At 44.4% G+C, this 22,840-nt stretch carries 24 protein-coding genes; 13 read left to right on the top strand and 11 right to left on the bottom strand.

Annotated elements, in window-relative coordinates:
- The first annotated feature begins 1 nt into the window (after position 1).
- The gene (locus HMPREF9378_RS04250) at positions 2–946 is read left to right on the top strand and encodes a 3-oxoacyl-[acyl-carrier-protein] synthase III C-terminal domain-containing protein (RefSeq protein ID WP_002899569.1); all 945 of its coding nucleotides are present in this window, start codon (positions 2–4) and stop codon (positions 944–946) included.
- Positions 947–1,049: 103 nt separating this feature from the next.
- Here the strand turns inward: HMPREF9378_RS04250 and HMPREF9378_RS04245 are convergent, their stop codons facing one another.
- Positions 1,050–1,580 (bottom strand): TetR/AcrR family transcriptional regulator, encoded by a 531-nt coding sequence (locus HMPREF9378_RS04245; RefSeq protein WP_002899570.1) that lies wholly within the window; start codon positions 1,578–1,580, stop codon positions 1,050–1,052.
- A 214-nt stretch (positions 1,581–1,794) separates the two neighbouring features.
- Positions 1,795–2,121: a DUF4947 domain-containing protein gene (locus HMPREF9378_RS04240; RefSeq protein WP_080555343.1), complete on the bottom strand. Its 327-nt coding sequence runs from the start codon at positions 2,119–2,121 to the stop codon at positions 1,795–1,797.
- Between the two features lie 307 nt (positions 2,122–2,428).
- Here HMPREF9378_RS04240 and HMPREF9378_RS04235 point away from each other — a divergent pair, with 307 nt between their 5' ends.
- The 3 genes from HMPREF9378_RS04235 (at position 2,429) to HMPREF9378_RS04225 (ending at position 7,034) form a co-directional block, all read left to right on the top strand.
- Entirely contained in the window at positions 2,429–4,852 is a 2,424-nt protein-coding gene (locus HMPREF9378_RS04235; protein WP_002913900.1) for a YhgE/Pip domain-containing protein, read from the top strand.
- A 189-nt stretch (positions 4,853–5,041) separates the two neighbouring features.
- Positions 5,042–5,755, top strand: coding sequence for a polyphosphate polymerase domain-containing protein (locus HMPREF9378_RS04230; RefSeq protein WP_002913901.1), 714 nt, complete (start codon positions 5,042–5,044; stop codon positions 5,753–5,755).
- A gap of 19 nt (positions 5,756–5,774) precedes the next feature.
- Complete coding sequence (locus HMPREF9378_RS04225; protein ID WP_002913902.1) at positions 5,775–7,034, top strand: carbohydrate-binding domain-containing protein; 1,260 nt, start codon at positions 5,775–5,777, stop codon at positions 7,032–7,034.
- 79 nt (positions 7,035–7,113) lie between these two features.
- Here the strand turns inward: HMPREF9378_RS04225 and HMPREF9378_RS04220 are convergent, their stop codons facing one another.
- From HMPREF9378_RS04220 to HMPREF9378_RS04205, 4 genes are all read right to left on the bottom strand, one after another.
- On the bottom strand, positions 7,114–8,067 hold the full coding sequence (locus HMPREF9378_RS04220) for a S66 family peptidase (RefSeq protein WP_002913903.1): 954 nt from the start codon (positions 8,065–8,067) through the stop codon (positions 7,114–7,116).
- Positions 8,068–8,212: 145 nt separating this feature from the next.
- The gene (locus HMPREF9378_RS04215) at positions 8,213–9,253 is read right to left on the bottom strand and encodes a DUF4097 family beta strand repeat-containing protein (RefSeq protein ID WP_002913904.1); all 1,041 of its coding nucleotides are present in this window, start codon (positions 9,251–9,253) and stop codon (positions 8,213–8,215) included.
- The gene (locus HMPREF9378_RS04210; RefSeq protein WP_002913905.1) at positions 9,246–9,845 is read right to left on the bottom strand and encodes a DUF1700 domain-containing protein; all 600 of its coding nucleotides are present in this window, start codon (positions 9,843–9,845) and stop codon (positions 9,246–9,248) included. The genes HMPREF9378_RS04215 and HMPREF9378_RS04210 overlap by 8 nt, the downstream gene beginning before the upstream one ends.
- Positions 9,820–10,158 carry a PadR family transcriptional regulator gene (locus tag HMPREF9378_RS04205; RefSeq protein ID WP_002913906.1) on the bottom strand — a complete coding sequence of 113 codons (339 nt, stop codon included), beginning with the start codon at positions 10,156–10,158 and terminating at the stop codon, positions 9,820–9,822. Before HMPREF9378_RS04205 ends, HMPREF9378_RS04210 begins: the two co-directional genes overlap by 26 nt.
- A 258-nt stretch (positions 10,159–10,416) precedes the next feature.
- Here HMPREF9378_RS04205 and HMPREF9378_RS04200 point away from each other — a divergent pair, with 258 nt between their 5' ends.
- From HMPREF9378_RS04200 to HMPREF9378_RS04175, 6 genes are read left to right on the top strand one after another with little or no spacing between them, the layout of a single operon-like run.
- Positions 10,417–10,548: a teichoic acid D-Ala incorporation-associated protein DltX gene (locus HMPREF9378_RS04200; RefSeq protein WP_002894209.1), complete on the top strand. Its 132-nt coding sequence runs from the start codon at positions 10,417–10,419 to the stop codon at positions 10,546–10,548.
- Between the two features lie 19 nt (positions 10,549–10,567).
- Positions 10,568–12,118 (top strand): D-alanine--poly(phosphoribitol) ligase subunit DltA, encoded by a 1,551-nt coding sequence (gene dltA, locus HMPREF9378_RS04195; RefSeq protein ID WP_002913907.1) that lies wholly within the window; start codon positions 10,568–10,570, stop codon positions 12,116–12,118.
- Complete coding sequence (dltB, locus tag HMPREF9378_RS04190; RefSeq protein ID WP_002899375.1) at positions 12,115–13,359, top strand: D-alanyl-lipoteichoic acid biosynthesis protein DltB; 1,245 nt, start codon at positions 12,115–12,117, stop codon at positions 13,357–13,359. The genes dltA and dltB overlap by 4 nt, the downstream gene beginning before the upstream one ends.
- Before the next feature lie 19 nt (positions 13,360–13,378).
- The gene (gene dltC, locus HMPREF9378_RS04185) at positions 13,379–13,618 is read left to right on the top strand and encodes a D-alanine--poly(phosphoribitol) ligase subunit DltC (protein ID WP_002894204.1); all 240 of its coding nucleotides are present in this window, start codon (positions 13,379–13,381) and stop codon (positions 13,616–13,618) included.
- On the top strand, positions 13,611–14,879 hold the full coding sequence (gene dltD / locus HMPREF9378_RS04180; RefSeq protein ID WP_002899582.1) for a D-alanyl-lipoteichoic acid biosynthesis protein DltD: 1,269 nt from the start codon (positions 13,611–13,613) through the stop codon (positions 14,877–14,879). The genes dltC and dltD overlap by 8 nt, the downstream gene beginning before the upstream one ends.
- A 40-nt stretch (positions 14,880–14,919) precedes the next feature.
- Positions 14,920–15,405 (top strand): GNAT family N-acetyltransferase, encoded by a 486-nt coding sequence (locus HMPREF9378_RS04175; protein ID WP_002899583.1) that lies wholly within the window; start codon positions 14,920–14,922, stop codon positions 15,403–15,405.
- A 30-nt stretch (positions 15,406–15,435) separates the two neighbouring features.
- Here HMPREF9378_RS04175 and HMPREF9378_RS04170 read toward each other — a convergent pair whose 3' ends face one another.
- The 3 genes from HMPREF9378_RS04170 to HMPREF9378_RS04160 all read right to left on the bottom strand — a co-directional run bounded on the left by HMPREF9378_RS04170 (position 15,436) and on the right by HMPREF9378_RS04160 (position 17,600).
- Positions 15,436–16,263 (bottom strand): Cof-type HAD-IIB family hydrolase, encoded by an 828-nt coding sequence (locus tag HMPREF9378_RS04170; RefSeq protein WP_002899584.1) that lies wholly within the window; start codon positions 16,261–16,263, stop codon positions 15,436–15,438.
- 32 nt (positions 16,264–16,295) lie between these two features.
- Positions 16,296–17,042 (bottom strand): DeoR/GlpR family DNA-binding transcription regulator, encoded by a 747-nt coding sequence (locus HMPREF9378_RS04165; protein WP_002899585.1) that lies wholly within the window; start codon positions 17,040–17,042, stop codon positions 16,296–16,298.
- A gap of 162 nt (positions 17,043–17,204) precedes the next feature.
- Positions 17,205–17,600: a hypothetical protein gene (locus HMPREF9378_RS04160; protein WP_002913908.1), complete on the bottom strand. Its 396-nt coding sequence runs from the start codon at positions 17,598–17,600 to the stop codon at positions 17,205–17,207.
- Positions 17,601–17,880: 280 nt separating this feature from the next.
- On the opposite strand from HMPREF9378_RS04160, the gene HMPREF9378_RS04155 reads away from it, so the two are divergent.
- Together HMPREF9378_RS04155 and HMPREF9378_RS04150 are read left to right on the top strand one after the other, a co-directional pair.
- Positions 17,881–18,462, top strand: a complete 582-nt coding sequence (locus HMPREF9378_RS04155; RefSeq protein ID WP_032911273.1) for a DNA-3-methyladenine glycosylase — start codon at positions 17,881–17,883, stop codon at positions 18,460–18,462.
- A 3-nt stretch (positions 18,463–18,465) separates the two neighbouring features.
- Positions 18,466–19,728: a S41 family peptidase gene (locus HMPREF9378_RS04150; protein WP_002913910.1), complete on the top strand. Its 1,263-nt coding sequence runs from the start codon at positions 18,466–18,468 to the stop codon at positions 19,726–19,728.
- A gap of 26 nt (positions 19,729–19,754) precedes the next feature.
- Here HMPREF9378_RS04150 and HMPREF9378_RS04145 read toward each other — a convergent pair whose 3' ends face one another.
- Both HMPREF9378_RS04145 and HMPREF9378_RS04140 read right to left on the bottom strand, forming a co-directional pair.
- Entirely contained in the window at positions 19,755–20,921 is a 1,167-nt protein-coding gene (locus tag HMPREF9378_RS04145) for a CynX/NimT family MFS transporter (RefSeq protein WP_002913911.1), read from the bottom strand.
- A 38-nt stretch (positions 20,922–20,959) separates the two neighbouring features.
- The gene (locus HMPREF9378_RS04140) at positions 20,960–21,481 is read right to left on the bottom strand and encodes a TetR/AcrR family transcriptional regulator (RefSeq protein WP_002910979.1); all 522 of its coding nucleotides are present in this window, start codon (positions 21,479–21,481) and stop codon (positions 20,960–20,962) included.
- 169 nt (positions 21,482–21,650) lie between these two features.
- Here HMPREF9378_RS04140 and HMPREF9378_RS04135 point away from each other — a divergent pair, with 169 nt between their 5' ends.
- Positions 21,651–22,538: a cation diffusion facilitator family transporter gene (locus HMPREF9378_RS04135; RefSeq protein WP_002913912.1), complete on the top strand. Its 888-nt coding sequence runs from the start codon at positions 21,651–21,653 to the stop codon at positions 22,536–22,538.
- The last annotated feature ends 302 nt before the right edge of the window (positions 22,539–22,840 follow it).

The raw sequence follows: 22,840 nt of genomic DNA on the forward strand, positions 1-22,840 counted from the left end.
TATGACAGCAGTAAAGAATCATATAAAGATTGTTGGTTATGGTACGCATCTACCTAGAAATACTGTGACTTTTAAGGATCAGACCCGTTATCGAGTGGTGGAAAATGAAGAAACCCAGCTTTCCATGGCTGTTAAGGCGATTGAAAAAGCCCTAGAGCAAGCCGGTTTGACAATCAAAGACATCGATTGTATCGTGTCAGCCAGTGCGGTGGGCGTTCAGCCTATTCCCTGCACTGCGGCCCTGATTCATGAGTTGGTAGCCAAGGGCTTGTCCATTCCAGCCATGGATATCAATACGACTTGCACCAGCTTTATCTCGGCTTTGAGTCTCATGTCTCATTTGTTGGAGGCTGGTGAGTATCATAGGATCCTCATCGTATCTAGTGAGGTTGGAAGTTTAGGGCTTAATCCTAATCAGAAGGAAAGTTTTGAGTTGTTCAGTGACGGTGCGGCTGCTTTGATTTTTGAATCAACAGAGGAAGAGAGAGGGGTCATCTCCAGCCTGCAGCGGACCTGGTCCGAGGGAGCTCATGATACAGAGATTCGCGGTGGTTTGACATCGTTTCAGCCTAAGGAGTATTCGGATGCTACCAAGACTCACTACATGTTTGACATGAATGGCAAGAAGATTCTCTTGCTCTCTGCCAGAAAAATTCCAGAAATGTTTAAAGAATTTAAAGAAAAGAGTGGTCTCAGCCTGTCTGACTTGGATTATATCATTCCGCATCAGGCTAGTCGTGCCCTGCCAATGGTCATGCGCAGCTTGGGTATTCCTGATGATAAATACCTTAATATTGTGCAAGACTATGGGAATATGGTGTCAGTGGCAGTGCCTTTTTCTCTCTGCTATGCTCTGGAGCGCAATCTAGTCAAGGAAGGGGACACCATCGCTCTGATGGGAACAGCAGCTGGAATGACAGTCAATATGCTGGCTATGAAATTATAATATAATAAAAACAGGGTGTACAGAACCAAAAGAGGTTTTGTACATCCTGTTTAATTTTTCAAAATATCAGAAGAGCCAGGACCCATTGGGTTCCAACAGCTTCTTACAGCATTTTCAAAAGAAATTCTGCTATTTGTTCAGGACTTTCTTTTTTTCCTCTGGCAATCCACATTTGGCAGACACCAAAGAAGGCGTTGGCGAGAAAAACCCTGCTGTATTCTTTTTCAAAATGATTGTAAACACGTCTACTAAAACGGTCCTGCAGACTATCCGCCAGCATCACCTGCAGCTTATGGCGCAGGAAATTTTGGATCTCTTTCGTGCCGTTTTCTGTCAAAAGAGCAGCCAAGAGTGGCTCTAGCTGAAGGAACTGAAAGACCTCTGTAATCGCAGTTTGAATATCTTCTTGATTATTCTCAAAAATATATCCTAACTGATGAAAGAGGTTTTGCTGATAACGTTCAATCATATCGTACTTGTCCTTGTAGTGAGTATAAAAACTACTACGGCTGATGCCAGCAGCTTGAGCTAGCTGGACAGTAGTGATATGGTCGAAGGACTGCTTATGCAGTAGTGAAACCATGGCTCTTTCAATAATAGCCTTGGTTTTTCGGCGTTTATTGCTTTCTAACATAAAATCTCCCTTTGAGGCTAAGCCTCAGTCTGCTCTTCAAGCTAATAACTATCATAGCAAACTACTTTTTCTTTTTCTCCGTGTACTATTATATCAAATGTTTTTCCAGTGGAAAAGAGTTAAATTCCGGAATTAAGCATAGATAGTCAAAATTTTATCTGATTAGGCTTAGTCGACTGGTAAAATAATAAAGCCGAGGCTTTTGTTATGAACATTATTTGAAGTAGAGGTAGTCAGGGTCAGGAGTGACATAAAGTAGCTCGCCTTCCTGTGAGAAGATAATAGAAATCTGTTCATTTTTATAAGAGTATAGAATGTATTTGTTTTGTAGCCTAGATGCTTGAGAAATATCAACTGCACCTGCTAAAAAGGCACGCGCTTGTTCGGTGCTTATTTTTTGCTCCTGAACCAGCCTTTTAAGATTTTCCAATTCTTTTTCTTCAAGTGCTTTGCTTTCAGATGCGAGATCAGTGCTTACTTTCTCTGGTTCTCCCAAAATACTTTTGACTTTTTCTTGGGTATATCCTTTAAATTCAGGAATTTGAGCTTCAAAACCGCCAGATTCCTAGGATTAGTAATAAACCTTGGCATTGCTAGTCGCATAAATCTTATCATTCTAATATAATGCTGATTTTCTGTGTACCTACCTATGGGAAAATACCTTTTGTTTACAGATTATTCAGGGATTAAAGACATTAGGACTAACTTATTCCGCTTCCTTGCAATCTTTTTAAACAAAATTAGACACGGTGTCCAATTTTTAAAGAATAAACTTGTAATAATTTTCGATTGGTGTATAATCAATTTTATCGAAATTTGGACACTGTGTATAATTTTAGGAGGTAGATATGTTAAAAGAGTGGAAAGCTATTTTAAAAAAGCCGACTTTTATCATTGTGATGTTAGGAGTCTCTATGATTCCAGCCTTGTATAACGTTATTTTCTTGAGCTCCATGTGGGATCCGTATGGAAAGGTATCGGACTTGCCAGTGGCGGTCGTCAATCAGGATAAAGCTGTAACGGCTAGTGGTAAGACCTTGTCTATAGGCGAGGATGTTGTTTCCAGCCTCAAGGAAAATAAAAATCTGGATTTTCACTTCGTCAGTAAAGAAGATGCTCAAAATGGTCTGGTAAAGGGTGATTACTACATGGTTGTGACGCTTCCAAGTGATTTATCTGAACGTGCAGCCAGTATTTTGAGCGATAATCCTCAGCAAATGAAGATTGACTATCAAACGTCTAGCGGCCACAGTTTTATTGCTGGTAAGATGAGTGATTCAGCCATGGCTTCTTTGAAGCAGACGGTGGCGCAAAATGTGACGGATACTTATACAAGCGCCTTATTTAAGAATATGGGAGACCTAAAAACTGGCTTGGTGAAGGCATCCGATGGTGCTCAGCAATTAGCATCTGGCAGCCAACAACTAGGCTCAGGCGGTCAGACAATTGCAGATAATTTAAGAACTCTGAATCAAGCTACGAGCAAATTATCGTCCGGTGCAGCTCAATTTAACACAGGACTACAGACTTATACTGGGAGTGTTGCACAAGTATCGTCTGGGCTGGGTAGTTTGTCAAATGGGATAAACACTTATGCAAATGGTGTAAGTACTGTGGCCACAGGTGCAAATCAGCTGTCGGGTCGATCAGCAGATTTATTGGGAGGAGTCCAACAGCTCACCCAGTCAGGAGATGGAGTTCAGGCCTTATCGACAGGTGTGACAAATCTGAATACTGGCTTGGCCACATTAAAGTCCTCGGTAGATACCACCTTAGCTAACAACCAGCAAAACGTCAATGATTTAGCAAACGGTTTGACACAGTTGAATGCTAGTATTCAAGCTGCAGCAAGTGACTCAGCAGTGTCGACAGACAGCATTGAAGCTTCACTGACTAGCATAGCAGCATCCGCTCAGGCCATTATCAATAATAATCAAGACGCCAAGGCCGCAGCTTTGGCAAGTGTCCAAGGGACCAGTGCTTATCAAGGCATTTCTAGTGAAGCTAAGGCTGAGATTGACGCAGCAGTCAGTGCTAGTCAAGCAGGAAGTGATCAATCTGCTCAGACGATTTTATCAGAAATCGATACGATGAGGGCTTCTCTTGAAACGATAAAAGGCGCTAGTCAAACAAAACTTAGTCAGTTAGAAGGTGCATCAAATCAAGTTCTTCCACAGGCAGCTAGCATGATCAATGGCCTTTATAATGGCTTATCAACGGTGAGTACAGGCCTCGGTTCAGCAAGCGGAGGAGCCAATCAACTAGTCGCAGGTGTAGATACCCTAAATGAAAAATTAACGACTGGCGCAACACAATTGGAACAAGGAGTGACAAGCTATACCAATGCAGTCGGTCAGCTATCTGAGGGGACATCAGCTTTAGCAAGTAAGAATCCTGCTTTGCTAGCAAATACCACAAAATTAGCAAACGGGGCAGCCCAATTAACAGATAAATCGCCAGAATTGACCTCTAATTTCGGGAAATTAGCGGATGGGACCAATCAATTAGCGAGCGGAACAGGGAAGCTAGCTGATGGCAGCAGTGCTTTAACAGATAATCTCTCCAAACTTACTGAGGGAACAAGTGATTTGTCCAATGGCCTCGCGGATGTAGGTGATAAATTGTCAACTGTTTCTACTAAGGAAGACAATGCAAAAACTCTAGCAGATCCTCTGACACTGAGCAAGACAGATGAGAATAAGGTAGAGAAAAACGGCATTGGGATGGCGCCTTATATGATTTCAGTAGCTTTATTTGTGGCGGCTATTTCAACCAATATCATCTTTAGCACACTTCCATCAGGGGAAGAACCTAAGACGAAACGAGATTGGCTGAAGGCCCGTATAGAGGTAAATGGAGTCATTTCTGTCGTGGCGGGTGTTTTGGTCTATGGTGCTGTGCACTTGATAGGCTTATCTGCTAACCATGAGTGGGCAACCCTTGGTTTGATTGTCCTGGCCAGCATGACCTTTATGGCTCTTGTAACGGCTTTGGTTACTTGGGATAGCAAGCTCGGTGCCTTTGCTTCTCTGATTCTCTTGCTTTTACAGCTAGCTTCTAGTGCAGGAACCTATCCGCTGGAGCTGACTAGTAAGATTTTCCAAGTTATCAACCCTTGGCTGCCAATGAGCTATTCTGTATCGGGCTTACGCCAAACGATTTCTATGAACGGCCAAATTGGTAGTCAGGTACTCTTCCTTGCTTTTGTTTTAGTTCTTTTCATGACACTTGGTACTCTGGTCTATCGAACAGATAAAAAACAGCTAGCTTAGGGTTCTTAATCTTATGAATCTGTAAAAATGTAGATGAAAAGTCTATCTGTAATTCTTTTACTTTTTATCTAATCAACATCTCCTGAAAAGGGAGATGTTTTGTTTTCTTTAAGTTTTCTTTATCTTTCTTTTAAGTTTTCATCTTTAAAATTGCATTACATTCAAGAAAGATAGAGAGGTGAGAAGCCCATGGCAGAAAAATTTTTTCAACATCATTTTCAGCGCTTTGAAACCAAATACATCATTTCCAAGGAAACCTTGCTGGATCTATTGCTAGAGTTTGAAGGTTATTTGGTGGAGGATGAGCGAGCTTATTCGACCATTAACAATCTCTACTACGATACGCCATCTTATCAGCTTATTCGTGAGTCCTTGGAAAATCCTTGCTTTGATGAGAAGGTGCGTTTGCGGACTTATCAAGAGCATCCGATCAAGGATAGTCAAGTCTTTTTGGAAATCAAGAAAAAGACTGAGAATCTGGTCACCAAACGTCGGATTGCAGCAGATTTGCTGACAGCGGAAACCTATCTGGACGGTGATTACAGTCAGCTGACTGACCTTCAGATAGATAAGGAAATGGCCTGGTTGACCCAGCATTTTGGCAATATTCAGCCTATGATGTATATCGGCTACAATCGTTATTCGATGAAAGGGATTGAGGATGAGCGGATTCGGATTACCTTTGATCACGACCTGACCTACCGTCCTTATGATCTGAGTCTCTTAGCCGGTCGCCATGGAGATCATCTCCTGCCAGCCAATCATGTCATTATGGAAGTTAAGATTCCAGAAACCTGCCCGCTATGGCTGAGCGAGATCATGGATCGCTACCAACTGTCTCCAAGCTCTTTCTCCAAATATGGCTTTGCCTATAAAAGGGCAAACTGTATCAGCAGTAAATAAGATAGATAGGAAAAGAAAAATGAAACAATCAAAATCAACCCTTAAAAAAATTAAATTGATGATTCCACTGGTCTTGATGACAGCAGTACTGGGAGCATGCAGCTCAAATGCCAGCAGCTCTACAGCTTCAAGCAGCACTCAGACTGCTAATGCTACCAACACCAGTCAGACCAAGACCAATACTTCTGATTACTTTGCCTCAGAGGACTCAGACGCTTCTTATGATGAGTCTAAGGCGACAACCATCAGCCTGAGTGGCTCTAGTGCTAAGGCCTCTGGTGACGGGGCTAGTGTCTCCGGCTCGACTGTGACAATCTCAAAGGCTGGAACTTATGTCGTTTCCGGAACGAGTGAAAATGTGCAGATTGTTGTCAAAGCAGGTGATAGCGACAAGGTTCAAATTGTCCTAAATGGCGTAACCATGAGCGGGACAGACGCAGCTATTCTGGTAGAAAATGCGGGTAAAACAAGCCTGACTTTGGCTGACGGCAGCCAAAACACCATCTCAGACTCATCTAATCACAGTAATACGGATGCAGATGCAGCTATCTATAGTAACTCTGACCTGACTCTCAATGGCTCTGGAAGTCTGACAGTTGACGGCAAGTATGAAACAGCGATTAAGTCTGAGCAGACCTTGCGGGTGACAGGTGGCACTTATACGCTCAAGGCAGCTAAGAATGGTCTGTCTGCAGCTTCAGCCATTAATATCAAGGACGCTACTATCGATATCACAGCGACAGAAGATGCCATCCATGCAGACAATGATGAAGACACTTCTCTGGGGAATCTCTATATCCAATCAGGCACCATCACGATTAATGCTGGTGATGATGGTCTACACGCTAGCAATATTGCTTTGATTGATGGTGGGACGATTACAGTTTCCAAGAGTGTAGAAGCTCTGGAGGGAACGAATGTCACCATTAACGGCGGTAAGCTGGACCTTTATGCGACAGATGATGGTATCAATGCCGCTAGTGACGTAACTGGCGCTGATATCTTTATCAAGATTACCGGTGGCGATATCAAGGTCGAGGTCGGTGAAGGCGATACCGATGCTATCGATTCCAACGGCGATGTCATTATGTCAGGAGGAAACTTAGATATTACTTCTACGGTATCTGCCTTTGACTTTGATGGAACGGCTACCTACACTGGCGGCACCATCACGGTCAATGGTGAGAGCCGAACAGAAATTACAGCAGACGGACCTGGCGCTGGTGGACCCGGTGGCGGCGGTGCCCCGGGCGGCCAAGGCGGTTTTGGTGGACGATAAGAAAGCCAGCAAGATAACAATGAAATAGTGCCTAATGAAAAAGAAGAATCCTCATTCCAGCTGGAATGAGGATTTCTTGCTATTCATCAATTCTGATAGATAATTTTTCCGTATCCACGGTCACTTGAGCACCGATGGTAATGGTAAAGAGTGGCTGAGTATGAGCAAAGTCCAAGTCATAGAGGACAGGAATTGTCTTTAGAATAGGATGTTTGTCCAAGATATAGAGGAGCAGCTCCTCTGTCATCTGACATTCTTTTGGAAAGCGGCCGATGAGAAGGGCCTGCGGGTTGGGATAGGCCTGAAGCAGGGCAGCTAGATTGCGGTCAAACTCCACATAATCATCTTCCTCCGCCTCTTCAACAAAGAGGACATAGTTTTCATCTGTCGGGGCATAGGGTGTTCCACGCAGAAGCGAGAAGGTGGAAAGATTGCCGCCGATAGCAGTGGCTTGGGTTTGCCCGTGGTGATAAACTTTCCACTCCGTCTCATGGAAGGTCAGTGGGGCATCAGGCAGATACCAAGCATTGTCGCCCCATTTTTCACTAGGAGTCAATTCATAAGAAGTCTGGCTGACGGCCTTGAGCCAGCTCTCGGTCTGATAGTCCTGCAGGGCATCCATTTTAAAGCTGGAGTAGGACGGTCCCATGTAGGTTTTCATGCCGGTCTTGCTATAGATAGCGTTGAGCAAGGCTGTTGTGTCTGAGTAGCCGCAGAAAATCTTAGGATTTCTAGCAATCAATTCAAAGTCCAGATAGGGCAGGAGCTCATTGCAGTTGAAACCGCCGATGGTGGCCAGAATAGCATCAACGGAGTCATCCGAAAAGGCAGCATGAATGTCTGCCACCCTGCTTTCGATGGAGGCAGAGTCTAGAATATCATTTTCCAGATAATGCTCCGAAAAAGACACGATAAAACCCAGCTTTTCCAAGCGCTCCTTGGCGGCTAGATTGGCCTCAAAGCCACCGATGTGTTCGATTGATGCCGAAGGGCTGACGACCCGAATGTGCATACCAGGTGCGAGTTTTTTCATAGGAACCTCCTTGGGATAAATTTTTATAGAATATCATAGCACAAAGGCCAAGACCTGTAAAGCAAACTTAGGTCAGTGCGGGAATTTTTATCAAAAAAAGGGAGCCGCTGAAGACTCCCTGATTGTATATATTCTTTTCTATGATTTATTCGCTGAGCTTAATGCTACCGCTTTCGACGCTGGCAGTAAGTGTAGTTGTCGGATTTTCGACTTTACGGATGGCAGAGCCGCCAAGTTCATGGCCTTTGGAGTGCTCTACACTTATACTACTAGGGATGTCAATTTCACCTAGATCCGTTTTCAGATCAAAGGATAGCTGCGACAAACTGCCAGAAACCAGATGCAGATTAATATCGCCCAGTTGGTTAGTGATAGAGATTGTACCAGCTAATTCCAACTGTTCAGAGTTCAGTGAGCCGCTTGAGATTTTCAGAGTGCTGTCGGAGATTTTGCTCGAGTTTAGATTGACCTCTCCCAGAGAGTTTGATATTTCGCCAGATGCGAACTGGCTGTTGCTCAGAGTGATGGTACCCGAAGAATCAATGATTTTTCCAGAGCTAATCTGACTGTTATTGATGGTAATCTCTCCCAGAGAGTTCTTAAATTTACCAGATGCGAATTGGCCATCATTCACAGTCAACGAGCCCTGAGATAGAGAGAAGTCAGCATTTTTGGCTGATAGATTGGACAGCGTAACATCTCCTAATGACGAACTGCCGCTGAATGTCTCAAGCTTGGTCCCCTTGGGCAGGGAAAGCTCCACAGTACGCTTCTCCTGAGATTCTTGGTCAAATAAGCTGAGTAAGGAGCGGATGCCAGTGCTTATGTGGAAGGAGTCTGCACCATCTTCCTTGATGTTTAAGTTTCCATTTTCAGAACTTGTTGTTATTTTTCCAAGCATGCTGCCGCCAATCTGATAGTTGCCGTCTCTTTGGTAATAGGTCAAGTGAGCCTTGTCATCAGGAGATTCGCTGATGACGAGGTTTCTAGCTGCTAAGTTGATATTTAGGGAAGAAAGATCAGAGAAACTTTCTTCTTTTTTCGTTAGTTTTACCTTGCTTTTGGTAGAATTGACCAAGTCATTGACACCGCCTGTAATGGAGCCGATAGTTGTCAGGGCTCCACCAAAGAGGCAGGCTAAAATAGCTGCAGATAAAAGAGGTTTTTTCAATTTGATGTTAGCCATGACGTGTTCCTTTCTTTGCGAAAAGTTGAGCTAGTTTGACAAAGCCAGCCTTGCCAAACTGAGTAACAGGAGAAATGCCTGCGTAGAAGATGCCGGACAGTCCCAGAACTAGAACACTGAGCCCCAGAGTGAACAGGAAGGCCGGGATCGATGTCGTCAGTCCCACTGTCAAAGTGTCCCAGATCAGGCTGATACCAAAGATAAAGAAGGCAAAGGCACCTATAGCCATGACGAGAGCAAAGATAAAGACTAAGAGGAAGAAAACAAAAGTCAAAAGGGCTGCTACTATAAAGAGCGGAATAGCCAAGGGTGCTGCCAAAATGGATAGGATAGCAATCTGGACGATGTTCTTAGTGTTTTTTGATGAACTGCTGTCTTGATTATCTTCCTCGACTTTTTTGTCCAAAAGATTCAACATAATCTCGTGGGCCGCTTCCTTAGGGCTGCCCAAATCAGCAATAGCGGCTGCCTCGCCCTCTGGGCCTACCTCGTCGAAGTACTCAGTGAAGTAATCCATAGTTTCTTCATAGTCCTTGCGTGGCAGTTTTTTTAGATATTTTTCTAGCTCAGCTAGATACTCGGTTCTTGTCATGACGGATGCTCCCTTCTATGATACCGCTGATGGTCGTGGTATAAGTTTGCCACTCTTCTTTGAGAGTGAGTAGATGTTCATGCCCGTAGGCAGTGAGTGAATAGTATTTTCGTTTTCGTCCTTGGTACTCTTGCGAATAAGTCGTGAGGCAGTCATTTTGCTCCAGCTTCTTCAGAATAGGGTAAAGTGTTGATTCTTTGATATTGGCAATCAGCTTAATCGTCTGGCTGATTTCATAACCGTAGGAATCGTCTTTTTCAAGGATGGCTAAGATGAGAAACTCAATCAAAGCCGATGATGTGGGGAAAGACATAGGACCACCTCCTTGTGTAAAATATTTATATATAATCTTTCTATATATAGTCTACAACCTCTTAGTGAAAAAGTCAAGCAAAATATATAAAATTTTTATATATTTTTTGAAAAAGTCTTTTAATGGCTGTTTATAAGGCACATCAAAGTACCTTTCTTCCTTACAAGAACTTTACATCTTCCTTAGCTTTTGTGTTGAAAACATCTTCCATAAAATGGTAAAATGGTGTAAGTCTAACTAAAAATATAAGAGAGATCAATGAAAAAACATCAAACCCTATATAAGTTTTTGGGCCAAACCCTACTATATTTTGTTATCTTTCTGGCCTTGCTTTATTTCTTTAGCTATCTGGGTCAGGGTCAGGGCGGCTTTATCTATAATGAATTTTAATGTGAGAGAGTAGGAAACAATGTCAAATAAAGTGATACAAGATATGATTGAAGCGATTGAGCATTTTGCTCAGGTGCAGCCGGATTTTCCGGTCTATGATATTTTAGGTCAAGTTCATACTTATGGCGATTTAAAGAAGGATTCCGATTCGTTGGCGGCTCATATTGACCGTTTGGAACTTCCTGACAAGTCTCCGGTTGTGGTCTTTGGCGGTCAGGAATACGAAATGCTGGCTACTTTTGTGGCCTTGACCAAGTCTGGTCATGCCTACATTCCTATCGACAGCCACTCAGCCTTGGAGCGCGTGGCAGCGATTGTAGAAGTTGCTGAGCCAAGCTTGATTATTGCCATCAATGATTTTCCGCTGGCAGATGTAGCTGCTCCTATTTTCAGTGCGGAGCAAGTTCAGACAGCCTTCAGAGAGGGAGCGTCCTATGAGCTTAGCCATCCGGTGCAGGGAGATGACAACTATTACATCATTTTCACATCGGGAACGACTGGCAAACCTAAGGGAGTGCAGATTTCCCACAATAATTTGCTCAGCTTTACGAATTGGATGATTACGGATAAGGAGTTTGAGACTCCGGAGCGTCCTCAAATGTTGGCTCAGCCTCCATATTCTTTTGACTTGTCAGTCATGTATTGGGCGCCGACTTTGGCCTTGGGAGGGACTCTTTTTGCCCTGCCTTCGGCTGTGACTCAGGATTTCAAGCAGCTGTTTGAGACGATTCTTAGTCTGCCTATTGCTATCTGGACTTCGACGCCTTCCTTCGCGGATATGGCCTTGCTGTCGGATGACTTTAACAGCCAGAAGCTGCCTCAGCTGACGCATTTCTACTTTGACGGCGAGGAGTTGACGGTCAAGACAGCTCAGAAGCTTCGCGATCGCTTCCCTCAAGCTCGCATTATCAATGCTTACGGTCCGACTGAGGCAACAGTGGCCCTGTCTGCGGTAGCAGTGACAGACGAGATGCTGCAAAATTGCAAGCGCCTGCCGATTGGCTATACCAAGGCGGACTCTCCGACCTTTGTCATTGACGAAGAAGGACAGAAAGTACCGAATGGCCAGCAAGGAGAAATCATCGTCTGCGGTCCAGCCGTATCCAAGGGCTATCTGAATAATCCTGAGAAGACAGCGGAGGCCTTCTTTGAATTTGAAGGTCTGCCAGCCTATCATACAGGAGATGTCGGCTCAATGACAGATGAAGGCCTGCTGCTTTACGGCGGCCGGATGGATTTCCAGATCAAGTTTAATGGTTTCCGTATTGAGCTGGAGGATGTGTCTCAGAATCTGAACAAATCGAAATACATTGATTCTGCAGTGGCTGTGCCCCGCTACAATAAGGACCACAAGGTCCAAAATCTGCTAGCCTATGTCATTCTCAAAGACGGTGTGGCTGAGCAGTTTGAGCGGGAAATCGATATTACCAAGGCAATCAAGGAAGATCTGCAGGATATTATGATGTCCTATATGATGCCGTCCAAGTTCCTCTATCGAGAGACCCTGCCTCTGACTCCAAATGGCAAGATTGACATCAAGGGGCTGATTAGCGAGGTCAATAAACGATGATGGATTTCTTGAAACAGCTGCCTCACTTGGAACCCTACGGCAATCCAGTTTACTTTGTCTATATCGTTCTGGCAGTTCTGCCAATCTTTGTCGGACTTTTCTTTAAGAAACGCTTCCCCCTTTATGAAGCCTTGGTCAGCTTGGTCTTTATCGTCCTGATGCTGACAGGTCCTAGTCTGGCGCAGCTTTGTGCTTTGTTAGGCTATGTCATCTGGCAGATAGTTTGGGTTTACTCATACAAGCTCTATCGCCGGTCGCGGGACAGCAAGTGGATCTTTTATCTGCATACCTTGCTGGCGGTTCTGCCGCTTGTGCTTGTTAAGGTAGAGCCCGCAATCAGCGGTCATCAGTCTCTCTTTGGCTTTTTGGGAATTTCCTATCTGACCTTTCGCTCGGTAGGGATGATGATTGAGATGCGCGATGGGGTTCTGACAGAGTTCACGCTCTGGGAGTTCTTGCGTTTCCTGCTCTTCATGCCGACTTTTTCAAGCGGTCCTATTGATCGTTTCAAGCGTTTTAATGAGGACTATTTGAACATTCCTGAGCGCGATGAGCTGCTGGATATGCTAGAGCAGTCTGTCAAGTATATCATGCTAGGCTTCCTTTATAAGTTTATCCTAGCCCATATCTTTGGACATCTCTTGCTGGGGCATGTCAAGACCTACGCTCTCTACACCGGCGGTTTCTTTAATCTAGGAACTCTGGGCGTTATGTATGTCTTTGGTCTGGATCTCTTCTTTGACTTTGCCGGTTATTCGATGTTTGCGCTAGCTATTTCCAATCTTATGGGAATCAAGAGCCCTATCAACTTTGATAAGCCTTTTCTCTCACGCGATTTGAAAGAATTTTGGAATCGCTGGCACATGAGTCTGTCCTTTTGGTTCCGTGATTTTGTCTTTATGCGGCTGGTCATGGTCCTGATGCGCAATAAGGTCTTTAAAAACCGCAACACGACCTCTAGTGTGGCCTATCTGATTAACATGCTGATTATGGGCTTCTGGCATGGTGTGACTTGGTACTATATCGCCTACGGTCTCTTCCATGGAGCTGGGCTAGTCGTCAATGATGCCTGGCTGCGCAAGAAGAAAACGCTAAACAAAGAGCGCAAGGCTAAGGGGCTTCCGCCTCTGCCAGACAATAAATGGACTCAAGCTTTGGGGATTGTGGTGACCTTTCACGCGGTTATGTTCTCATTTTTAATCTTTTCTGGATTTTTAAATGAGCTTTGGTTTAAAAAATAAAAATGAATGAGGAAGAAAAATGGATATAAAAGCAGAAGTAATTGAAATTATTGAAGAACTATTTATGGAAGATGTGTCAGATATGATGGACGAGGATTTGTTTGATGCTGGTGTCCTAGACAGCATGGGAACGGTCGAACTGATTGTTGAGCTGGAAAACCGTTTTGATATCCGCGTGCCAGTGTCAGAGTTTGGCCGCGATGACTGGAACACAGCCAATAAAATCGTTGAAGGCGTAACGGAGCTTCGCAATGCTTAAACGACTCTGGCTGATTCTGGGGCCAGTTTTCTGCGCTATAGTCATGGTTGCCCTGCTCTTTTTCTTCTATCCGCTTGATAAAAAGCATGATATAGAAGCAGAGAAGCGCTCGGCAGTGACCCTGACAGCAGAAAACTTCAAGAGCCGCAGCAAGAAGGTGACAGCCTTGACCGATAAGAAGATGCGCTTTGTTCCCTTCTTTGGCTCTAGTGAATGGCTGCGCTTTGATAGCATGCATCCGGCAGTGCTGGCTGAGAAATACAACCGCTCCTATCGGCCTTATTTTCTAGGCCAGCGCGGGGCAGCATCATTTAATCAGTACTTTGGTATGCAGCAGATGTCCTCTGAGTTGGAGGGGCAAACGGCGGTCTATGTAGTGTCGCCCCAGTGGTTTACCAAGACTGGCTATGATGCTTCGGCCTTTCAGCAGTACTTCAACAGTGATCAGCTGACGGCTTATCTGTCTCAGCAGCAAGGAGATGCGGCGGCACAATACGCAGCCCAGCGACTCCTGCAGCTCTATCCAGATGTCGCTATGGCAGAGAGCGTGCAGAAGCTATCTGAAGGTAAAAAGCTGAGCAGCTTTGAAGAGCGTCATATTGAGATGATGGCTCATCTTAATGAGCGTCAAGATGCTTTTTTTAGCAACTTTGCTGCCCTTAATAATGAAAATTATGACCAGCGAATTTTGCCTTATATGGCTGATTTGCCAGACACCTTCTCCTATCAGGCTTTGGAAGAGATTGCTACAGCAGAGGCCAAGAAGAAGACCAATAACAATCAATTCGGCATAGACAATCAATTTTACAAGACCCGTCTGGCCGGCAAGGTTGCCAAGCTCAGAGGTTTTCAAACCAAGCAATCTTATGAAAAATCTCCTGAGTACAACGACTTGCAGCTGGTTCTGGACCAGTTCGCCAAGTCAAAGACTAATGTCATCTTCATCATTCCACCGGTCAATTCTAAGTGGATGGAGTATACAGGACTCAGTCCTGAAATGTACCAGCGGACGGTTGCCAAGATTCGCTACCAGCTGGAAAGTCAGGGTTTTACCAACATCGCTGATTTTTCTAAGGACGGCGACAAGCCTTACTTCATGCAGGACACTATCCACATGGGCTGGAATGGCTGGCTGGCCTTTGACAAGGCTGTTGATCCTTTTGTAGCCAATCCACAGCCGGCGCCAAACTACCAGATCAATGACCGCTTCTTCACTAAGGAATGGTCTCAGTATACTGGCAAACCAGAAGAATTCAAATAAGGTTGGGACTTTCCAGCCTTATTTTTATAAAGGAGGAAAGATGAAGATTCGTTTGTCCCAAATAGAAGATATCCCAGCCATTATGGCGATTTATGATGTGGCTCGTCAGTTCATGAAAGACCAAGGCAATCCGACTCAGTGGGATGGAGGCTATCCCAGCGCGAGCTTGATTGAGGATGACATTGCGACTGGCCACTCCTTTGTTGTCGAGGAAGAAGGGCGGCCGGTTGGTACCTTTGCCTTTATCATTGGAGAAGACCCGACCTATCAGGTCATCGAAAAGGGAACCTGGCATTTTGCAGAGCCTTACGGCACCATTCATCGCATCGCTTCGAACGGGCAAGTCAGAGGCCTGTCCCGTCAGGTCTTTGATTTTTGCCACCAGCAGATTCCCTACTTGCGAATCGATACCCATGCGGACAATCAAGCTATGCAGGCTGCTGTTTTGAACTACGGCTTTAGGGAGTGTGGCATTATTTATGTGGCTGATGGCAGTCCTCGCCTGGCTTATGACTATCATCAATAAAAAAATCTGCTTAAGGGCAGATTTTTTGTGTTATATCAAAACATACTTTTCGACAGCTTCCGCGACCCCGTGCTCATTGTTACTTTTGGTCACGGCTTTTGCCTCGGTTTTGACTGCTTCAGGGGCATTGTCCATAGCAACTCCAAGTCCAGCCAGGCGCAGCATAGGAAGGTCATTGAAGTTGTCTCCGATTGTCATGACCTGCTCTAGAGGTACTTGGTAGTGCTGGGCAATTTCGTGCAAAGCTTGCTCCTTGGAGACATGCTTGGCCGTGACTTCCATGTAGTTGTCCTTAGAAAGGTAGAAGGCTGTCTTGGCAAAGTCTAAGGTCTGTAGGTAGTCATGGAGTTTCTGGATGATAGGCGCTTCATCAATGAGGAGTAACTTGTGAGCAGGCATTAGAACATCCAGCACCGGCATTAACACATTCTGAATTATCGGCTGCTCACCTGTAATCTCAGCCTCTATCTGCACCCATTTATCTAGATGATCAGCGATCCAATCCTTACCAGAGTAGAGATTGATGGACACGCTAGGAAATTCAGCCTTGACCAGTTCCAGAAAAGTGCGGATTTCTTCCTTATCCAGAGGGTGCTCGATAATGGTCTCATAAGCTTGCGGGTCGCCCTTGATGACCAGAGCGCCATTGTAGCAGGCTAACGGATTATCTCCCAGTCCCAGCTCACGGGCAATGGGCTCCATGCCTAGAGGAGAGCGAGCAGAAGCGAGGACGAAAGGGATTTTTTCTCGACTTAGCAGGGGAATGATATCCTTGAGCTTAGGATCCACTTGATGCTGGTCGTCCAAAATGGTGCCGTCAATGTCGCTGATAATCAGGCGAATCGGTTGGTTTGTCATAGCTCTTCCTCCTTTGTGTCTAAAAGATCGATTTAATAAATTATTTTAACCTTGTCTCCGATCAGTTCTTGGACTTTAGGGCTGGGCTCTTGGTCCGTAATCCAGTAGTCAAAGTCGCTGACAGGACCCAGGATGTACTTAGATTCTTTCTGCCACTTGTCTTGTTCGGCCAGCAGAATCTTAACCTTGGCGTGTTTCAAAGCCAGTTTTTTAAGGTGAGCATCAGCCTCGTCTTCAAAGCTGACTAGACCATCAGAGACACTGGCTGCCCCGATAAAGGCAATGTCAAAGGAAATTTGCTCCAGCAGCTCTGCTTCATTGAGCGCGTAGTAGAATCGGTTTTTGGGATAAAATTTCCCGCCTAAGAGGTGAAAGTCCACTTTGTCCTGACTGCTCAGCATGATTGCATTATCCAGAGAATGGGAGTAGATTGTCATAGGCTCCTTGATGCGCTGGGCCAGATGGAGAACGATGGTTGAGACATCAAAGAAAGCAATCTGCCCCGGCTTGAGAAAGTCATGGGCCTTCTGGGCAATAGCCTTTTTTTCTTGATTTAGTTGGTTGATGCGGTCGTTAAAGGACGGGATTTGCCGGCTAGTATCCAGCGGGATAATACCTCCGTGGGTGCGCTGCACAAGTCTACGCTCGCTCAAAATCGAAAAATCTCGCCGAATAGTATCTTTAGAAACCTGAAAATGCTCAATCATATCCTTGGCAGACAGCTGTTTTTTCTCAGCCAAGAGCTCTAAGATTTCAGCTAAGCGTTGTTCTTGGTACATACTTGGCCCTCCTTGCTTTTCTAAATAGAGTATAACATAGCAAATAAGTTTTTACAAGTCTTTTTAATGTTTTACAAGTTTTTTGAAATGCGCAGGAGAAAATCAAAAAACCGAGCAAATCTCGGTTTTCATGAATTATAATAATCGAAATATGTTTTTCAATTAAGGTGTTTGGATATTGACAGATCCATCGCTGCCGACCTTAACATCAACGCCGCCGCCTTGAACATGAACGCCATCTTCATTTACGCTAACACCAGCGTTGTCAGTTTGTACATTAGCACTACCGTCTCCGTTAGTTTCAACAGAAGCATTTCCGCTTTCGTCATCGCCATTTACATTAACGCTGGTATCACCGCCGTTTACGTTGACTTTGGCACTGCCGCTTTCTTCAGATGTGCTGCTAGAGCTTGTTTTAGCTTTAGATGAAGAAGATACGCTTGAGCTGGAACTTGAGCTTTCTTCAGTCTTCTTATCCGCAGAATTTCCGCAAGCTGCTAAAAAGAAAAGTGCAATTAGTGGTAATAAAAATAAAGAAATTTTAGATAATTTTTTCATCTTACCCCTCCTTCTAGTATAATATTAAACAAATATTTCATTTGAAGCAATGAAAAACTGGATTGATACATAAATAACATACTCTGTTAATAAAAATGTTACAAAATATATGCAAGGTAATTAGACAATACATGGATTTTATAAGCTTTACCACGATTTTTCGCTTATTTAGTGCGTAATTGTTTTGTAACAAAATTCTTGTCCATGAGAAGGAGAAAAATAACATTTTTGCAACATTTCTTTTCCTCTGTAAATGGAGAAATCATGCTATAATCAACCTATGTTATCAAGAGATTTTCAGAAACTAATCGAGACAGACACAGTTGCAGCAGCGCGAGCTTTGTTAGGTATGCAGCTGATTCTAAATGGCCAGAAGTTGGGCCGGATTGTCGAAACAGAAGCCTATCTAGGAAGTCAGGACAGTGCCTGTCATTCAGCTAGAGGGCGCCGCTCCCCTAAGAATGAATCTATGTATCTATCAGCTGGTCACTGGTATGTCTATCAGATTCATGGCCATCAGATGCTGAATCTGGTGACCAAGCCTGAAAATGTGGCCGAAGCCGTACTGATTCGAGCCTTGGAGCTGCCGGATGGCCGACTTATAGCTAATGGTCCTGGCAAGCTAACCAAGTATGCTGGGATTGATAAGCGCTTTGATGGACAGAGTTTAGCGACTTCCAGTCTGCAATTAGCCCATGACCTGACTCCCAATCAGATTGCCAGCCGTTCGCGGATTGGTGTGACCTGCACAGATGCCTGGCGGGAGGAGCCCTTAGGCTTTTATGTGGCTGGCAATCGTCATGTCTCAAAAGTGCCCAAGCGAGGCCTGCTGGATGATGAGGACACTTGGAAGAAGGAGTAAAGGATGAAGAAAACAGAGATTTTTGACCAAGTTGTAGAAATTATGCGAGAGGATTCTTCTACAAAGAAAGACATTCTGGGTGCAAATCCCGAAGAATATCGAGCGCGTATCACAGACCAGATGAGCCAAGAGGACTTTCTTTACCAGATGCATTGTTATATAGCTAGTTTTGGGATTTTGTCTCATGTTTGGTTTGGACTTAAGGAAACGCAACCGCCCGGCTTTAAACTGAGATACTACCAAGACTGCCTCTACGTCCTGCAGGCAAATAGCGACACGGGGCTGAAACGTGGAGACCAGATTCTAACCTTAGATGGGAAAGGCTTGCCTCATGTGTATCAAGATCACAAGGACTATTTTGTCAGTGCCACACCAGAGCGACAGCACAAGGAGTGGACTTACTTTGTGGAGCATGCCGGAGAAGTTACGGCGGTACGCAATGGCGAGGAAGAGCAACTGCATGTTCAGCCAACTGCCCACCCAAAGAAGCCGCCGCAGTTTAAATGGCGCAGCCTTTCTGAGGATGTCGTCTATCTTAAGTTAGAAGATTTTACGGATGAGGCAGCCATCACTCAGCTTTATGCTGACAGTCAAGCAGCTATTGAGCAGGCCAAGTATTTAATCATTGATGTCCGAGTCAATTATGGCGGGACGGACTCGCTTTATTATCCACTTTTCAAATATACTCTCCCTCAGGGAAAGGCCTTCAGTGACTTAGATTTGCTAAGCGATGATGGGATGGAGATTCTCTATACTGATAGAAATGTTGATTTGCGTCAGCAACTGATGCAAAATATCCTAGAAGATCCAAACTTGTCAGCAGAAACTCACCAAATCATCAAAGAATTTCTAAAAGAGCTAGAAGAAAATCGGGGGAAAGGTTATGTTCTCTATGGCGACGAGGACAGCAATCAAAACTTTTTGCCAGATGTCCTAGGTCTAGCTCGACCTGAAAAAGTCTTTGTACTAGCAGATGTTACCTGTGGGTCTTCAGGTGACAATTTTGTTGATACCATGAAAAAGATGCCTAAGGTTACGGTCCTAGGGCGTCCGACTATGGGAATTTTAGATTATTCCAATTGCTGCGTGAAGGATTTTGGTGACTATGAGCTCCTGTTCCCCACTTCACGTGACACTAGGATTGATCAAGGAAAAGGCATGAATGACAGGGGAGTTGAACCAGATATCTTGATTCCTTGGACACCAGAGCACTTAGAACGGGATGTGGACCTGGAAGAGTGCCTCAACTATTGCAAAAACGCTTAGGATTTCTAAGCGTTTTTTCGTCTTTATTATATCTTGTCAAACTTCTCAATGTAAAAGAGTGTTAGCGTCACAATGGCAGCCAGACCAATGAGAATGAGGATAGCTGGAGTCCAGGAATGGAATAAATCAAAGCTGTATCCAAAGAGGCTAGGTCCAAAGGCGGCCAGAATATAACCACCAGTCTGGGCCAAGCCAGATAGCTGAGCGGTTTGCTCAGGAGTACTGGTTTTGAGCGAGAAAGTAACCATGAGGTAGGGGAAGAGGGCGCTGACAGACATGCCGATTAGCAGATTGAGGATGAGCCAGTAGACAAAGGAATCTGTCTTGACCAGCAGCATACCCAGACCAACCATACCGGTTGCAGAAAAGAGAGCAATCATTCCTAAGCGTTTTTTAGCGGATAGACGCGTTGTCAGACTAGGTATCGTCATAGCCAGAGGAAGACTGATAAAGGAAAAGACAGAGGCCAAGAATCCAGTAGCATCATTGGAAAGTCCTGCCAACTGACCAAGAGTCGGCAGCCAAGTGATAGCCGTATAGAAGAGTAAAGACTGCAGACCACCGAAAACAATCAGAGCCCATACTCTAGGATTTTTTAGCAGGGAACCCATTTGCTGCTCGCGGTTTTTACTAGTCAGTTTGTGATTGTGCCGGCTGTTGGGAAGCCAAATCAAGCAGGCCAGTAAGCAGATGAGGGTCAGGACGAGAATCAATCCTTTCCAGCCAGCTGAGCGGACAATAGGCGCAGCCAAGGGAGACATGACTGAGATGGCCAGTCCCATAGAAGTGATATAAAGCGTGGTTAAAAATCCAATTTTCTCTGGCTGATTGGCCTGAATGACATTAGGCAGGAGCACATTTAAGACGGCGATGGCAGCCCCTAGCATGATTGTACCTGCATAGAGTAGAGGCAGGTTAAAGATACGAATAAAAGAGCCTAGAGTTAGCACAATCATGGCTAGGGTAAAGAGCTTTTCCAGACCGACCTTTTGAGCTAGGCGTGGGGAAAAGGCTGAGCAGAGGGCAAACATGATCAAGGGCAGGCTAGTCAGCAGTCCCAGTGAGTTGACGGGAACTTGCAGCCCCTTGGCAATATCGCCCAGAACAACGGGCAGCACTGCAAAAGGCGCCCGTAGGACAACCCCTACCATCAGAATGCCTGGAAGTAAAAATTTCGAATGTTGCTTTTTCATAAAGTTAAGTTTCCTCCTATATAAATATCAAAATAAAATCAGTCCATCAAATCCAGAAAATACTGGCTGATAACTGTTTCTGGCAATGTTTTCTTCTGCTGGAGCCACCAGCTGACCGTCTCCACAAAGGTAGAAGTCACATAATTTCTCAGAAAGGGCTCTGGCAGCTGAGATTTTTTCTGAAGGAGCTGTTCCTGAATCATCGGAAAGAGATAGTTTTCCAGCTCAATCTTTAAGCGATTGGTGAAATAGATATTTTTCGAAAGCAGTAAGGTTGCAATCTTGTCCTGATTCTTTTGGAAATGCTTGAAAATATGGGCGGTTGCTTCAAAGAGATCCTTGCCGTCGTCGCGTTCAAGAAAGGTATGCTGAAAGAGGTCTTGGCAAACCTCCTCCAGCAAGGCTTCCTTGGTATCGAAATGGGCATAAAAAGTCGACCGGCCAACGTCTGCCAGGTCGATGATTTCTTGCACTGTAATGCTTTCGTAGCTTTTTTGATGCAGCAGGCTGATAAAAGCTTGGTAAATAGCTGCGCGTGATTTCTTGACTCGTCTGTCCATAGCGTTTCGGAACAAAAGAGCAGGATTGTTCAGTAACAGACAAAGCCCCTCAATTGCTTCTTGTTTCCTTTCTGAGAATAAGGGATAATAAAGATGAGAAAAACTGAACAAGGTGTTCCGTTTTGATTACATTATACTATAAAATTTGCTAAACTGAAAGGAGGCTGCTGTGAAATCTAGTAAAAATATGACTATTGCCTTTCTGTTAAACTTTTCCTTTGCCATTCTTGAGTTTATCTTTGGCTTCATGTTCAATTCCAGCGCTGTACTAGCCGACGCTGTGCACGACACAGGAGACGCTATGGCCATCGGACTCTCCACCCTTTTTGAAAAAATTTCTAATAAAAAAGAAGACAAGAAATATACTCTGGGCTACAAGCGCTATAGCCTTTTAGGAGCCCTGCTGACCTCGGTCATCTTGCTGGTCGGCTCAACCTTGGTGATTATCGAAAATGTTCCCAAGATTTTTGCGCCTGAAAAGGTCAATTATGACGGCATGCTGGTGCTGGGTATCTTTGCCATTATAGTCAATCTAGCAGCCAGTAAGGTAGTCGGCCATGGTCATGGACACAGTCACAATGAGTCTATTCTCAGTCTCCATTTCTTAGAGGACATTCTGGGTTGGGTGGCTGTTATTCTGGTCTCTATCGTGTTGCGCTTTACTGACTGGTATTTTCTTGACCCACTGCTCTCCCTGCTTATTGCGGGCTTCATCCTCAGCAAGGCCCTGCCTAAGTTCTGGGAAAACATCAAGATTTTTCTGGATCACATCCCTAGCGATATTGATTTGAGCCAGCTTTATCAGGAAATTCTGGCGGTTGAAAACGTTCAGACTATTACCCAGCTCAATGTCTGGACCACAGACGGTTTGGAAAAATTTGCCATGATCCATATCTGTCTTGAAAACCCAGAGCTGCTGGCCGAGACCCAAACCACTCTGCGTCAAGAACTGCAAGCCTATGGTATCACCAAAATCACTATCCAGACGGATAGCAGCTTGGAAGAGCATGAAGAGTGGTGTTTAGGTGGGGAGAGTGATTTAAAACCTCATACTTAATAGTACTACGGTAAAACATATCTCTGCAGTCCGATATTTCGGGCTGTTTTTTGTTTTATAGTCTGATTGCCATCTTTTAAGTACTTCTAATTTTATGATTTTCTTCTTATTTAATTTCTCTATTTCTTTGTCTGAAAATTCTAGCCTTTTTGATTTTGTAGTTTTTCTATAAAAAAATAGACAAGCCGCGCACATTGTGCATTTTTAGATAGGTTTTACATCTAATAAAATGCAAATGCATTGACAATGCTTTTTCTTTAGCATATACTATTGGGTAGGAAGAAACAGGCAAAGCTTGCTAA

It is taken from the genome of Streptococcus sanguinis SK1 = NCTC 7863 (genome assembly GCF_000194945.1).
Taxonomy (GTDB): Bacteria; Bacillota; Bacilli; order Lactobacillales; family Streptococcaceae; genus Streptococcus; species Streptococcus sanguinis.

What these genes read in the sequence shown, in the direction of transcription:
- HMPREF9378_RS04250 (WP_002899569.1), top strand. Translation starts at nt 2, where the DNA reads ATGACAGCAGTAAAGAATCATATAAAGATTGTTGGTTATGGTACGCAT.
- HMPREF9378_RS04245 (WP_002899570.1), bottom strand. Translation starts at nt 1,580, where the DNA reads ATGTTAGAAAGCAATAAACGCCGAAAAACCAAGGCTATTATTGAAAGA.
- HMPREF9378_RS04235 (WP_002913900.1), top strand. Translation starts at nt 2,429, where the DNA reads ATGTTAAAAGAGTGGAAAGCTATTTTAAAAAAGCCGACTTTTATCATT.
- HMPREF9378_RS04230 (WP_002913901.1), top strand. Translation starts at nt 5,042, where the DNA reads ATGGCAGAAAAATTTTTTCAACATCATTTTCAGCGCTTTGAAACCAAA.
- HMPREF9378_RS04225 (WP_002913902.1), top strand. Translation starts at nt 5,775, where the DNA reads ATGAAACAATCAAAATCAACCCTTAAAAAAATTAAATTGATGATTCCA.
- HMPREF9378_RS04220 (WP_002913903.1), bottom strand. Translation starts at nt 8,067, where the DNA reads ATGAAAAAACTCGCACCTGGTATGCACATTCGGGTCGTCAGCCCTTCG.
- HMPREF9378_RS04215 (WP_002913904.1), bottom strand. Translation starts at nt 9,253, where the DNA reads ATGGCTAACATCAAATTGAAAAAACCTCTTTTATCTGCAGCTATTTTA.
- HMPREF9378_RS04210 (WP_002913905.1), bottom strand. Translation starts at nt 9,845, where the DNA reads ATGACAAGAACCGAGTATCTAGCTGAGCTAGAAAAATATCTAAAAAAA.
- HMPREF9378_RS04205 (WP_002913906.1), bottom strand. Translation starts at nt 10,158, where the DNA reads ATGTCTTTCCCCACATCATCGGCTTTGATTGAGTTTCTCATCTTAGCC.
- HMPREF9378_RS04200 (WP_002894209.1), top strand. Translation starts at nt 10,417, where the DNA reads ATGAAAAAACATCAAACCCTATATAAGTTTTTGGGCCAAACCCTACTA.
- dltA (WP_002913907.1), top strand. Translation starts at nt 10,568, where the DNA reads ATGTCAAATAAAGTGATACAAGATATGATTGAAGCGATTGAGCATTTT.
- dltB (WP_002899375.1), top strand. Translation starts at nt 12,115, where the DNA reads ATGATGGATTTCTTGAAACAGCTGCCTCACTTGGAACCCTACGGCAAT.
- dltC (WP_002894204.1), top strand. Translation starts at nt 13,379, where the DNA reads ATGGATATAAAAGCAGAAGTAATTGAAATTATTGAAGAACTATTTATG.
- dltD (WP_002899582.1), top strand. Translation starts at nt 13,611, where the DNA reads ATGCTTAAACGACTCTGGCTGATTCTGGGGCCAGTTTTCTGCGCTATA.
- HMPREF9378_RS04175 (WP_002899583.1), top strand. Translation starts at nt 14,920, where the DNA reads ATGAAGATTCGTTTGTCCCAAATAGAAGATATCCCAGCCATTATGGCG.
- HMPREF9378_RS04170 (WP_002899584.1), bottom strand. Translation starts at nt 16,263, where the DNA reads ATGACAAACCAACCGATTCGCCTGATTATCAGCGACATTGACGGCACC.
- HMPREF9378_RS04165 (WP_002899585.1), bottom strand. Translation starts at nt 17,042, where the DNA reads ATGTACCAAGAACAACGCTTAGCTGAAATCTTAGAGCTCTTGGCTGAG.
- HMPREF9378_RS04160 (WP_002913908.1), bottom strand. Translation starts at nt 17,600, where the DNA reads ATGAAAAAATTATCTAAAATTTCTTTATTTTTATTACCACTAATTGCA.
- HMPREF9378_RS04155 (WP_032911273.1), top strand. Translation starts at nt 17,881, where the DNA reads ATGTTATCAAGAGATTTTCAGAAACTAATCGAGACAGACACAGTTGCA.
- HMPREF9378_RS04150 (WP_002913910.1), top strand. Translation starts at nt 18,466, where the DNA reads ATGAAGAAAACAGAGATTTTTGACCAAGTTGTAGAAATTATGCGAGAG.
- HMPREF9378_RS04145 (WP_002913911.1), bottom strand. Translation starts at nt 20,921, where the DNA reads ATGAAAAAGCAACATTCGAAATTTTTACTTCCAGGCATTCTGATGGTA.
- HMPREF9378_RS04140 (WP_002910979.1), bottom strand. Translation starts at nt 21,481, where the DNA reads ATGGACAGACGAGTCAAGAAATCACGCGCAGCTATTTACCAAGCTTTT.